The sequence below is a fragment of the Arthrobacter alpinus genome, assembly GCF_900105965.1.
Classification (GTDB): Bacteria; Actinomycetota; Actinomycetes; order Actinomycetales; family Micrococcaceae; genus Specibacter; species Specibacter alpinus.
This window is the reverse complement of record NZ_FNTV01000001.1, coordinates 202,341-215,333: the sequence shown is the minus strand read 5'-3', so window position 1 is coordinate 215,333 and position 12,993 is coordinate 202,341. Positions and strand designations below refer to the sequence as shown.

The 12,993-nt window shown below is 57.1% G+C and carries 12 protein-coding genes; 10 read left to right on the top strand and 2 right to left on the bottom strand.

The features are described 5' to 3' along the window. The first annotated feature begins 43 nt into the window (after positions 1-43). From BLV41_RS00940 to BLV41_RS00920, 5 genes are read left to right on the top strand one after another with little or no spacing between them, the layout of a single operon-like run. Positions 44-802, top strand: coding sequence for a glycosyltransferase family 2 protein (locus BLV41_RS00940; protein WP_044572622.1), 759 nt, complete (start codon positions 44-46; stop codon positions 800-802). Between the two features lie 3 nt (positions 803-805). Continuing rightward, positions 806-1,183, top strand: a complete 378-nt coding sequence (locus BLV41_RS00935) for a DUF2304 domain-containing protein (protein WP_044572625.1) — start codon at positions 806-808, stop codon at positions 1,181-1,183. Beyond that, entirely contained in the window at positions 1,183-2,070 is an 888-nt protein-coding gene (locus BLV41_RS00930; protein ID WP_074709712.1) for a glycosyltransferase family 2 protein, read from the top strand. Before BLV41_RS00935 ends, BLV41_RS00930 begins: the two co-directional genes overlap by 1 nt. A 22-nt stretch (positions 2,071-2,092) precedes the next feature. Next, entirely contained in the window at positions 2,093-3,187 is a 1,095-nt protein-coding gene (locus BLV41_RS00925; protein WP_244516673.1) for an NAD-dependent epimerase/dehydratase family protein, read from the top strand. Between the two features lie 13 nt (positions 3,188-3,200). Then, positions 3,201-4,103, top strand: coding sequence for a glycosyltransferase (locus BLV41_RS00920; protein ID WP_044572704.1), 903 nt, complete (start codon positions 3,201-3,203; stop codon positions 4,101-4,103). 27 nt (positions 4,104-4,130) lie between these two features. On the opposite strand, the gene BLV41_RS00915 is transcribed toward BLV41_RS00920, so the two are convergent. Further along, the gene (locus tag BLV41_RS00915) at positions 4,131-5,183 is read right to left on the bottom strand and encodes an acyltransferase family protein (protein ID WP_074713013.1); all 1,053 of its coding nucleotides are present in this window, start codon (positions 5,181-5,183) and stop codon (positions 4,131-4,133) included. Positions 5,184-5,342: 159 nt separating this feature from the next. On the opposite strand from BLV41_RS00915, the gene rfbA reads away from it, so the two are divergent. Together rfbA and BLV41_RS00905 are read left to right on the top strand one after the other, a co-directional pair. Then, entirely contained in the window at positions 5,343-6,215 is an 873-nt protein-coding gene (gene rfbA / locus BLV41_RS00910; RefSeq protein WP_044572630.1) for a glucose-1-phosphate thymidylyltransferase RfbA, read from the top strand. A gap of 103 nt (positions 6,216-6,318) precedes the next feature. Next, positions 6,319-8,304 carry a DUF6541 family protein gene (locus tag BLV41_RS00905; protein WP_074709710.1) on the top strand — a complete coding sequence of 662 codons (1,986 nt, stop codon included), beginning with the start codon at positions 6,319-6,321 and terminating at the stop codon, positions 8,302-8,304. Here BLV41_RS00905 and BLV41_RS00900 read toward each other — a convergent pair. Further along, positions 8,291-9,463 carry a glycosyltransferase gene (locus BLV41_RS00900; protein WP_074709707.1) on the bottom strand — a complete coding sequence of 391 codons (1,173 nt, stop codon included), beginning with the start codon at positions 9,461-9,463 and terminating at the stop codon, positions 8,291-8,293. The genes BLV41_RS00905 and BLV41_RS00900 overlap by 14 nt on opposite strands. Before the next feature lie 106 nt (positions 9,464-9,569). Between BLV41_RS00900 and BLV41_RS00895 the strand changes: the two genes are divergently transcribed. From BLV41_RS00895 to BLV41_RS00885, 3 genes are all read left to right on the top strand, one after another. Next, positions 9,570-11,186 (top strand): hypothetical protein, encoded by a 1,617-nt coding sequence (locus BLV41_RS00895; protein ID WP_074709705.1) that lies wholly within the window; start codon positions 9,570-9,572, stop codon positions 11,184-11,186. Positions 11,187-11,195: 9 nt separating this feature from the next. Next, entirely contained in the window at positions 11,196-12,260 is a 1,065-nt protein-coding gene (wecB, locus tag BLV41_RS00890; RefSeq protein ID WP_074709702.1) for a non-hydrolyzing UDP-N-acetylglucosamine 2-epimerase, read from the top strand. A 62-nt stretch (positions 12,261-12,322) separates the two neighbouring features. Then, positions 12,323-12,991, top strand: coding sequence for a glycosyltransferase family 2 protein (locus tag BLV41_RS00885; RefSeq protein ID WP_074709700.1), 669 nt, complete (start codon positions 12,323-12,325; stop codon positions 12,989-12,991). Positions 12,992-12,993 lie beyond the last annotated feature (2 nt).

Here is a 12,993-nt window from a genome sequence, read left to right as displayed (position 1 = left end):
GCGAAAAATCTGATCATTGTCCACTTGATATAGTTTGGATGTTATGAATTCCTTGCCCACCCAGCGCGTGCTCGTCATTATGCCCGCCTGGAACGAAGAAGAGGCTGTCGCCAACACGGTGTCAGAAGTTTTGGCGACAGATCCGAACTACGACGTGCTGGTAGTTAATGACGGATCAACAGACAAGACAGCCGCAGTTTCTGCCGCGGCAGGTGCCACCGTATTGAATCTTCCCTACAATTTGGGTGTGGGCGGGGCAATGCGGGCAGGCTTCAAATATGCTCGCCGCTTCGGCTATTCCCAAGTCATTCAAGTTGACGCCGATGGCCAACATGATCCTCGAAATATTGCAGAAGTCCTCGCGGGCCTTCAGCATGCTGACATTTCCATCGGTGCGCGCTTTGCCGATAGAGGCGACTATACGGTTAGCGGGCCCCGCAAGTGGGCCATGCTGGTGCTGGCGAAAGTAATCTCCTCAGTAGCTAAAACGAGACTGACTGATGTCACCAGTGGTTTCCGAGCAGGTAATGACCGAGCCATCAGTCAGTATTTAGACCACTATCCTGCCGAATACTTGGGAGACACAATTGATTCGTTGGTCGTTGCCTTGCGTTCTGGATGCACAGTAACCCAAGTACCCGTCGAGATGCGCCCACGCCAGGGTGGGACACCAAGTCATAACCCAGCGAAGGCTGCCATCTACTTGGGGCGATCTGTTTTCGCCCTCCTCTTTGCCTTTACCCGGAGGCGATCCGTTGTTCCTTCTAATCAGCCAAGCACCAAAGCCATGGCTGGAGAGTAGTCCATGACAAATCTTGCAGCCCTTCTGCTGGCAATCGCCATAGTGGCCCTTGTCTTGGAGATGTTAAGACGAAAGAAACTGCGGGAAAAATACGCAACTCTTTGGCTTTTCGTTGGCGCCCTTACTGTTGTTCTTGCAGCGTTCCCGCACTTGCTGAATGTGGCATCTGATCTTGTCGGCGTCCAATTGCCGTCAAACTTGTTGTTCATCCTGAGTATCCTGCTTCTCTTGGGCGTCTGCCTTCACCTGTCATGGGAACTGTCCGGCGTCGAGGATGAGACTCGAACCCTGGCCGAAGAAGTCGCGATTCTTCGGACCCAAATCGAACGCCTTTCAAATCTCCCGAACAGTACCAAGTCACAAGAAAGTGATAGCGACTAATGCCATTGGATATCTTCATCCCCTACTGGGGGGATCCCGCCTACATGGTCGCAACGGTCGAAAGCGTACTTGCACAGGACAGCGACGACTGGGTACTGACCATTGTTGACGACGCCTATCCGGACCGGAGCATCGAGGACTACATCAAGTCTTTGGCGCATCCAAGGATTGAATACATCCGTAAGGACGTTAACGAGGGAATCACGGCAAACTATCGCACCTGCGTGGGCCTTGCCAAGCAGGAAATGATGGTTATTTTGGGCTGCGATGACCTCATGCTGCCCAACTACGTCTCAACCATTCTCAGCGGTCATGCTCAGTTCCCGGATGCAACCATCATTCAACCGGGTGTAAACGTCATTGACGAAAATGGGCATCAGGTCAAGACACTTGTCGATACTGTCAAGCAGCAGCTCATTCGACCCCGCAGCCGCGGGCGTCAACTATTGTCAGGTGAAGCCCTTGCTACCAATCTCATGCATGGCGTTTGGCTCTATTGGCCTTCATTGGCGTTCCGCACTGACAAGATGCGGCAGGTTGATTTCCGAGATGGCTACCCCATCATTCAGGATGTGGCTCTGACGATGGACATGGTTTATTTGGGAGCGCAGCTCCTGGTCGATCCGGCCGTGTGCTTCTCCTACCGACGCCACTCAGAAAGCGCGTCGTCCACGAAACTGGTCGATGGTTCACGTTTTGCCGGAGAACGGGACTATTTCCAATTCGCCGCCAGCCAAGCCCGCGAATTGGGCTGGGCCAAAACTGACCGCGCAGCAAAACTTCGCCTAACGTCCAGAGCGCACGCCTTGGCCTTGCTTCCCAAGGCCATACGTACTCGCCATTCCGTCGCCGTTAAAGCGCTCGTTCGCCACGCCTTCGGCAACTAACACCCCTTTCGAAAGGTCTATTGTGACTATCACACCCACTTCCAGCGACAATCGTGGAACCGTACTCGTTACAGGCGGGGCAGGTTTCATTGGGTGCGCCATTTCGGCTGCCCTTGTCGAGGCCTTTGACCGCGTTGTCGTTGTCGATAACCTGCACCCGCAGATTCATGCCAGCGGCCAACGGCCCGCAGAATTAGCAGCAGGCGTAGAGCTCATCATTGGCGACGTTGCCGAGGCACAAACCTGGGATACCGTGCTCGCAACCGTCACCCCCGACGTCGTTATCCACCTTGCGGCTGAAACGGGCACGGCCCAGTCACTGAACGAGTCGACTCGCCACGCCCATGTAAACGTGGTCGGGACCACCCAGTTGCTTGATGGCTTGAGTCGGCATGGCAAACTGCCGCGTCGAATCGTCCTTTCGTCAAGCCGCGCTGTCTACGGAGAGGGCGCTTGGGTCCAAAACGATGGCAGCATGTTCTACCCGGGCCAGCGCACCAGTGCCACCCTCGACGCCCAGCAATGGGACTTCCCAGACGCCAAACCTCTCGCCATGAAGGCTGCCAGCACGTTCCCGGCACCGGTAAGTGTCTACGGCGGTACCAAGCTCGCCCAAGAAAACATCATCCAGGCATGGGCAAAGTCCTTCGGTGTTGAGACAGTCATCTTGCGCCTGCAAAACGTGTACGGTCCGGGACAATCGTTGATTAATCCGTACACCGGAATCATGAGCCTCTTCTGCCGGATGGCCATGGGCGGAAAGTCCATTCCCCTTTACGAAGATGGTGATGTTCGCCGCGACTTCATTTTGATCGACGATGTTGCCTCTGCAATCGTCGCAGGTGCGTTGTCCTCCTCCGTCCAAGACGAGCCCATGGATATCGGATCGGGCGAGTTCCAGACCATCGGAACGGCGGCTGAGTTGATCGCTAAGCACTACAAGGCACCGGCACCCCACGTCACCGGACAATACCGTCAGGGGGACGTTCGCCATGCCTGGGCCGATGTAACCGATGCGGAACGCGTTTTAGGCTGGACTCCGCGTTACAACCTGGCCCAAGGTATTGATCTGTTGGCGAATTGGATTGACGCCCAGCCCGACGTCCAGCCGGCCTAACACCACTGCCCGCATGCAAATTAAAAGTCCGGTCACGGCCGTCATCTCCCTCTACAACCCGAACGACGAAGCCGTGAGTAATTGTGCTGCTCTCATTGAACAGGTCGGGCACGTGGTTGCAGTCGACGACGGAAGTCCCCAGGATACGAGTGAGATCTTGGGTCGGTTGGAGAACTTGGGTGCCACTGTTGTGAGGATGAGACGCAACAGTGGCATTGCCAGCGCCCTAAACGCAGGCATCCGCGCCGCACGAGCGCACCCAAGCAACCCCCGATTCATCATGACCATGGACCAGGATTCACGCTTGGAGCCTGGCTATACAAGCAAACTGTTGGCGGCCTACGAGTCCGCCATGGCGAAATCAATTCGAGTGGCCATGGTGGCACCTGGAAACATCAGCGGCATCCCGACACGGCGTCGCGGAAATATCGACGGCACCGTCTTGGGCGGTGAACCCATACAGTCAGGCTTGCTGATACCTGTCGAGGTCCTTGATTCTCTCGGATTGCTGATGGACGAGCTCTTTATTGACGGTGTGGACACCGAGTACTATTTGCGTGCGCGACTGGACGCCCAAGAATCAATCGTGGCCTCTGATGCGACACTTGACCACGCACTGGGTGCCATGGTTCCGGCGTCGATTTTCGGAATCAAGATCTCAGTCCTTGGAAGAAACCTGCCGGTTCGAACTGCCGCAAGTTACCGGTATTACTACATCTTCCGCAACCGACTTTTGCTGGTTCGCCGATACTGGCGATCCCAACCGGGCTGGGCGCTCAAGGGAATCTTGGCCGACTATCGGCACCTCGCCATCGTAACGACGCTGGCACCTGACCGCGGACCTCGATTGACCTCGGCCATGGCGGGTGTGCGAGACGGCCTTAGAGGTGTTTCCGGGCCTCGAGTGGCGTCCTAAAGTCGAAAGAAGTCGGCTCCTCGCCAGTTAGACTCTGCGACGCGCTAGTCGCATGACGGGCTGCTCAACCGCCAGCCAGCTGGCGATGGCCAGGGGCATCGTCGCAACGAGCGCAGCGAGAGTGAACCACCACACTCCCCAGTGGTAGGCGCCGAATACGGCCAGCAGTTGTTGGACGGGGAATGCATAAATGTAGGCACCATAGGAGACGTCGTTGTTCATGACAATCTTGGGGCTGGGGAGCCAGGTGGAAACCCACAAAATGGTGTAAGCGAGGAACGGCGCAGCCAGCTGGTTGCCGAAGCCGTCGAAGCCAAAGACCATGGCGGCAGAAATTACCAGTGCAACCGCAGCTCCCTGCCAGCTCAGTCCGACCCTTTTCGAGAGCACCTTCACGACGGCGCCGCCCAAGAAAAATGGTGCCAACCGGGCCAGCAGGTTGAAGTCAAGATTTCCCTGCATATAAGGATTTAGTCGATCAATATTCGCCCAAACAGCAACACTGAGAAGGAAGGCTGCCAACATGGGCCAGGGAGTCTTCTTGACGAACGCAAAAGTGCCCAGGACTGCCACAAGCAAGTAGCAGAGAAACTCAAAATATAGCGTCCAAAGTGATCCATTCCAGGCTCCCGGGTAGGGCACTCCTGCTGGCGTTCCCGCGATGTCATAGCTGTTTATTTTGAGGAACATGTTGGCGAAGATGGAGTTCAACGGTGTCGTGGGGGTCTGGAAGAATCCGTGCAGCGACGCATGCTGCAGAAAGTAGGCAATAGGAGCAAAGACCGCAGCCATGACAACTAGGCAGACCAAAAATGCTGGGATGATCCTCGCCACACGGTGAATTAGATAAGTCCCCAGACGGTTGTTGAACCGACTCCCCGTTATCAGGTATCCGCTGATACCAAAGAACCCGGCAACCGCCCAACCCCCAAGATTTTCACCCCTAAACCCTGGCCCATTGCCCGCACCCACAATGTGGAAACTATGTGCAAAAAGTACCATAAGCGCCAAGATGAGCCGAATGAAATTCAAACTGTTGTTGCGAGGATCCAATGCTTTGCCAAATCGGAGAACAGGCATGACGTACGGACGTTGTGAAGGTTTCCCGGTCAAGGTTGTCCCGTTCATTTCAGGATTGAGCATTAGGTCATTCTATAGCAGTCAGAAACGACTACGGTGGCGGCCCAAAAGTCACCGCTCCGGTTTGCCCTCACGGTCGAGGTACGGGAGGATTATCCAATGCGAGGAATAATCTTGGCCGGCGGTACCGGTTCACGGCTTCACCCAATCACTCTCGGCATCAGCAAACAGCTGGTGCCCGTCTATGACAAGCCGATGATCTACTACCCCTTGTCAACACTCATACTTGCAGGGATCAGGGACATCCTCATTGTCACCACTCCCCACGATGCCGAACAATTTCAGCGACTCCTCGGCGATGGCTCACAGTTTGGCGTAAACCTCAGCTACGTTCAGCAGCCATCCCCTGACGGTTTGGCCCAGGCATTCGTCCTCGGAGCTGACCATATTGGCAATGACACTGTTGCCTTGGTTCTGGGTGACAACATTTTCTACGGTCCGGGTATGGGCTCGCAATTGCGCCGCCACGCAAATATCGACGGCGGGGCCGTCTTTGGATACTGGGTTCGTGACGCAAAGTCGTACGGTGTTGTCGAATTCGACGCGCAAGGCAAGGCCTTGTCCCTCGAGGAGAAGCCAGCAAAACCCAAGAGCAACTATGCGGTCCCCGGCCTGTATTTCTACGACAATGACGTCATCGAAATCGCACGCAACCTCAAGCCCTCGCCCCGAGGTGAATTGGAAATCACCGATGTGAACAAGACCTACCTTGAGCGTGGGAAACTGCAGGTCGAGATCTTGCCCCGCGGCACTGCGTGGCTGGACACCGGTACGTTCAGTGACCTCAACGATGCTTCCAACTTTGTGCGTACGGTCGAGAATCGGCAGGACCTGAAAATCGGTGCTCCCGAAGAGGTCTCTTGGCGTCAGGGCTTCCTCAGTGATGATGAGCTGCGCCAACGCGCCGAGCCTCTGGTGAAGAGCGGCTACGGTACCTACCTGTTGGGCTTGCTGGACTCCGGCGTCAACTAGCCGACCGGCGGAAGCATGATCTTGGGCATGAACTATGTCCGCATCTCCCTGGCGGCACAACTATCTGCCTGGTCACCACTTAGCATCCCCGAATGGAACATGAATGAGCTGGGCAGCAACCCTTCCTTTGGCCGTGGCGTGCGTCGCCCTCCTCCTCGTACCCGGAGGAATCTTGGCGACGGCGCTGGGTCTTCGGGGCCTGTCAATTTGGGCTGCCGCACCGGTGCTCACAGTATCCATGTCAGCGATAACGGCCATCGTTTGCGGCAAGGCTGGCATTGCTTGGACGGTCCTGCCGCTGTTGGTTGTTGCTCTCTTGGCATCTGGTGTTGCCTGGTTCATTCGGCGGGCCCTTGACAAACGTTTTGGCATTGACACCGAGCCATGGCGTTTTCATGTGACACCTGCAGGTGCCGGACAATTCGTGGGACTTGCCGCTGGTGCCCTGCTCATAGCCTGGCAACTGGTCCGGGTGTTTAGCGAGCCGGAGAACATCTCCCAGACATTTGACAATGTCTTCCATCTCAATGCTGTCCGCTATGTGCTCGACACCGGCGACGCTTCCTCGCTAACGCTGACCAGCATGACCAACGGGGACAACCCCCCTTATTTCTATCCTGCCGCCTGGCACGGTGTCGTGGCCCTGGCAGTGCAGCTGACAGGGGCCCCACTGGCCGCTTCGGTCAATGTCTTCAACATTGTTGTTGCGGCTCTGGTCTGGACATTGGGGTGCATGGTTCTTACTCGGACGATCGTCGGAGACAAGCCATGGATTGTAGGTTTCTCGGGTATTCTCGCATCCTGCTTTTCCTCCTTCCCCATCCTTCTGTTGGACTTCGGCGTGCTGTACCCGAATTTCCTGGCCATCGCCATGATTCCGCTGGGACTGGCAGCCGTAGCCGTGTTTTTCGGAGTCGGCACCGAGTCACACTGGCACCCGCTGGCACGATACGCGGTGGCACCTGTTGCCGCCATTGCCATTGCCATCGCCCATCCCAATGGTGCGATGACACTTGTGGCTTTGAGCATTCCAGTCGCTGTTGCGTCCTACTGTCGCCGCTACGTTGGCTCAGGTCTGTGGCGCAAGCGGCCTAAGGAAACTGCGGCAGTCACGTTGGGCCTGCTGGCCGCGATGGCTTTCGTGGTCCTCTTGTGGAAGGTTGTTCGCCCGCCCGCCGAAGCCGCATTTTGGGGCCCCACAAAGCTCCCAGCTGGAGCGGTTGGTGAAATCATCACTAACTCCGCGATGGGCCGCCCGGCCGCATGGGTGCTGAGTGCGCTGATGCTGATTGGGATCTACGCCGCCATCAGGACCCGCAGCCACGCTTGGCTGCTTTGCTGCTTCGCTGTCACGGCCGTCTTGTTCATCACCGTTGCAGGCGTTGAACGGGGATATTGGCGCAACGTGATTACTGGAGTTTGGTACAACGACAGCTACCGTTTGGCGGCAATCCTGCCCATCACCGCGCTCCCGCTTGCCGCGCTGGGATTCGGTTGGCTTTGGCAAGGAATCCGCCGCATCCTGGACCAACAAATGTCAAAACGTGTGAGTGAATCCGCTCCGCAGCGAGGAACCAAGGCCACCTTCCTGACTGCAGCTGGAATTCTTGTCATTGTCCTGCTGACAATTCCCATGCAGGGCACCCCCATGAAGGTTGCCGTGGCCGGTGCCAGTCACAATTACGCAGAGAACGCCGAATCGGCCTTGGTCTCGACCGACGAGTTGGCTCTCATCAACAAACTTGACGATATTGTGGGTCCCAACGAAGTCATTGCCGCGAGTCCTTGGACGGGCGCCGCGATGGCCTACGCACTGGGAGACCGCCGGACAACGTCGATGCACACGCTCAGCACATATCCGAGGAATGTTGAGATCATCAACAATAACCTGCGCGATGCGGAGACAAACCCGGAAGTGTGCCCGGCCGTCGAAGCCACGGGAGTCCGCTATATCTTGGACTTTGGCGCACGGGAAGTCCACGGCGACCGGCACAGCTTCCCCGGGCTGGAAAACTTGCCGGACTCTCCCGCCGTCGAACTGGTTACCCAAGTCGGCGAAGCCAAGCTTTACCGGCTCATCGCCTGCTAGCCTGAACCGCATTCGTGTAGAGCATTTCATACTGAGAGGTAAAAGCTTCTCGGCCACAGTGGTCCACACAAATGGCGCGAATATCCTCGGGAACATAGGAATTAAAGTTCTCGCGGATGGTCACCAGGGCCTGACCAAGTTCTTCGCGATTGTCGATGGCAGACAGTAGACCATTGGCCTCCCCCACCGCGTTCTTGCCCGCCCAGGTTGCTGTTGACACAACAGGAAGGCCGCAGGCCATGGCCTCCCAGAGCACTGTCCCGAAGGCCTCGGCAACACTGGCTAGCACGAATACGTGGGCAGAGCTGAACTCCGCCACAATGTCTTTGCGTTGAACTGCGCCGACAAAGTCCACTTTGTCTCCAACGCCCCGTGAACCAGCCAAAGTTTCCAACTCGGCTTTGTGGATTGAATCCCCGGCAATCCTTAACCGAACTCCGTCGACGTTGTGGAATTGCTCGGCGAAGGCTTCGATCAACATGTCAACTCGCTTGCCCGGATCCAGATGCGAAACGTGGCCAAAGATGAACGGACCGTCAGGGATTTGACGGGTGGGGATGTCTTGGAATTGTGGGCTCAGAAGACCCGGAACGTATTGCCACTTGTCCTGGCCAATGTTGTAGGCATCGTTGAGTTCTGCTGCAAAGCCTCGGGCGACGGCGACGAGGGCCGACGCAGCGAGAGCAGCCCTGCGCCCGTTCACGCCATTCCATTTTTGGTTGAGCCTGTCCATCGATGACGGCCTGTGTTCGGTGACAACAAAGGGGATCTTGAACTCATCGGAGAGCGCATGTGTCACAACCCCCGCCGGAAACATCGCATGGGCATGCAGGACATCCGGCCGGCCGTTCTCACTGATGTAGCGGGTGAGAAGGACCCGCCAGGCATGCAGGAGAACCCGTTCGTTGCCGCCGGGCACTTTGGGAAAGGGCAACACCTTGTCCATCCGATACGTTCGGATCTCCGATTCAACACTGAGGCGGATGCCAGGAGTGCGGCCGCGAAGTTGCGCTGGTGAATAGACGGGGACGCCCTTGACACTGATAACGCCCACGTCGTGGCCCGCCATGGCCAAGGCTTGGGCCTGCTCAATGAAGAAACTGCCTGAAAAGTCAGTCGCGTCAGCTGGGTACCAAGACGGTACGAAAAGTACGTGCATTTCCTGTGGTGCCCTTATTCTGTTGGCGTCGGTCTGTGACATTCTACGCGGGGGGCAGGCCGCACCAGCTGCACCGGAGCATGCGTGGTGGTGAGAGAATAGCGGAATGCCTTTCGAGTCCCCCATTCTTACCCGCAGCCAGTGGCGCTCCCATGCCATCTCAGATTCGACAACCCTCTGGGTAATAGGCGACAAGTCCTGTGACGACCAGCTTTCCCACCTGGTGAACGACGGCGGATCCCTCGCAGAAGGCCTGCGGATGGTTGCCGGCCACTTTGCGGCAGTGGTTGTGGGCTCTGAACAAACGCTCCTCATTGAAGACCCAATCCGCAGTTTCCCGCTCTTCTACTCGGTTGCGGACACTGTAGTGCGTATTTCCGACGACGTAGCTGTCCTGGCCGGGCCGGATTCTGGCTATGACGCTGACTACGATTCCCGGGTTGAATTCCGGCATGGGGCCTGCGTGGCAGGAACCAATACCCTCTATGCTGGTGTGCATCAAGTTCAAGCTGGCGAGGTGGTGGCCATTGATGCCACGAGTGGCATTTCCCAGAATTTTTACCGCCAAATGGCGTATTCTTCCCTGCACCTTGAAGAAACCGCCGCCGTTGATGCACACTTCACCGCAGCGTTGGACATCACCATGTCACGGCTTCTGGCCCACGCCAATGGGCGCCAACTGGTTGTCCCCCTCAGCGGCGGGCTGGACTCAAGGCTGCTGAGTGTCTATCTCAAGGATGCCGGCTATGAGAATGTTGTGAACTTCACCTACGGCACGGGCAAAACGCGCGAGGTGCTGATCAGTGAGCAAGTGGCCGCGGCACTGGGCCAAAAATGGCTTTTCTGCCGCTACGAGGAAGCAACAATCCGCAGTGTCTGGGACACCGCCGAGACCGCAGACTTCATCAAGTTCACCCATGCCGGCGCCTCACTGCCCCACATCCAAGACTGGTATGCGGTCCGTTGGCTCAAGGAAGAAGGCTTAATTGACGACGATGCCATTTTCCTTCCGGGTCACACCATTGTTGGCAATATGCATGATGAGTCCGTCCTCGAGGCAGAACACGTCTCTAGATCAGACATCAAGGAATTGATTCTGGCCCACCACTACACCCTGCAACCCGACAATAGCTCCGCTCACAAAAACCAACGCCTGCAAGAAATCCTCGATGACTTTCTCGACGAGATCAATTATGACGGGACAGTGGAATCAAGGCTGACGGCCTTAGAGCACTGGAACCTCCGGGAACGCCAAACGAAGTACATCAACAACTCGGTGCGAAACTATGAGTTCTTTGGCTACGACTGGGCCCTGCCGATGTTGGACAGGGAAGTTTATCTGGCGTGGGGCGACTTACACCCCACCATCACACGCAACCGTCGCTGGTATGAAGGCTATGTCAACCGGCGCTATTCCTCCTCGACCGGTCAGGACATTGGAACGTTTGCCCCCAATGACGTCCCCCAAAGCACCCGGGAAACGGTTAGGCGCCTGCTGGGAACCTTGGGGCTGCTGCGTCCAGTGGAGCGGTTGATCACTGCACGGGCCATCCAAAACCACCCCATGGGATTCAACTGGTTTGTCCAAGGCATGACCCCCGCCGAACTCTTCAAATTCACCCGCAGCGGTGGAAATCTTCTTGGCGCCTATGCGGATGAATTCCTCACCGATACCTGGAACAGCCACTGCCGGCTTTTCACTCCGGCTGATTCTTTTCACTAAGCTGGAATCATGCGAATTCTCAGTGTTGTTGGCGCGCGTCCCCAATTCATCAAGCTTGCCCCCATCGCCACGGCCATGCGTGGAAGGGCAGAACACCTGATCGCGCACACCGGACAGCACTATGACGAGCTCATGAGCGATGTTTTCTTCCAGGATCTGGGCATTCCCGCCCCGGATTTCAACCTCGGTGTGGGTTCCGGCAAGCACGGAGCACAAACCGGTGCCATGCTGGCCGGGTTGGAAGAGATTATTGAAAGTTCCGCACCGGATTGCGTCTTGGTTTACGGGGATACCAATTCCACTCTGGCTGCGGCCATTGCGGCAACCAAACTTCATGTGCCCGTGGCCCATTTGGAGGCTGGCTTGCGTTCCTTTAACCGCCGGATGCCTGAGGAACACAACCGTGTCCTGACGGACCACAGCGCGGACCTGCTGCTGGCCCCCACCCAAGTGGCCATGGAGCATCTGGCAAACGAGGGCCTCGCCTCCCGATCAGTGCTTGTGGGCGATGTAATGACGGACGTCCTTTACAAGGTGCGGGACTCCCTCCGCGATTCCGTTGCGGATCTCCCCCCAGGGATGGTCCGCGGTGAATACTATGTTGCCACCATCCACCGTCCGGACAATACTGATTCCCCCGCCCGCCTGGAAGCGATCATCGAAGAGCTGGCTTCCCTGGACAAACCCGTGCTCCTTCTGGCGCACCCACGGCTGCGCGGACTGGCCGAGGCACACGGCATCAACCTCAGCCGTGGAGGCATCGTTCTCAGCCCTCCGCTCGCCTACCCGCAACTCATCAATGCGACCCAAAACTCTGCCGGCGTTGTCACCGACTCGGGCGGCCTGCAAAAGGAAGCATTCCTGCTGCGCGTACCGTGCACCACCATCCGCCCGGAGACCGAATGGGTTGAAACTGTTGCACTCGGCTGGAATGCCTTGGTCAGCGACGATCTGACACGCTTGGCCAGCACCGTCCAGCGGCCCGCTCCTGCAGCGACCGATGCCACACCCTACGGCGATGGTCAGGCGGCAGGACGCACCGTTACGGCCCTCTTGGACGCATTTGGCGCCTGACCTAACGGCATCAGTGCGGCTTGTCCACGTCTGAGACGTGAATCTATCCGTGGGATACTTGAATGGTGAGTCGAACTTGGATTGTAATCCCGATGTACAACGAGGCAACTGTAGTCGCCGACGTCATCAAGGGGCTTCATTCCGAATTCAGCAATATTGTTTGCATTGACGACGGCAGCACGGACGGATCCCCTGCCATTGCCCGTGCAGCAGGCGCCGTGGTGGTGGAACACCCCGTGAACCTCGGACAGGGTGCGGCCCTGCAAACGGGCTTGCAGTATGCGCTCCTCGATCCAGCAACCACCGAGATTGTCACCTTCGACGCCGACGGGCAGCACCAAGTGTCGGATGCCAGGGACATGGTTTCCCGAATCCGGTCCGGGGAAGCCGACGTAGTCTTGGGATCAAGGTTCCTGGACGACCGCACCCAGGTCTCAGCCCTGAAGCGACTGGTACTGAGAGTGGCTGCGCTCCAATCACGAATGGCCACGGGCATGGCACTCACAGACGCCCACAATGGCTTGCGTGCTTTTGACTCAGGGACGGCAGCAAAGATTAACTTGACCCAAAACCGCATGGCACATGCTTCGGAACTGATTCATCAATTGTCCGATATCAAACCACGCTGGGTGGAACATCCCGTGAAGATTATCTACACTGACTATTCCAAAGCCAAGGGCCAGTCACTGCTCAATTCGGTAAACATCCTCGCGGACCTTCTTTTTAGGTAACA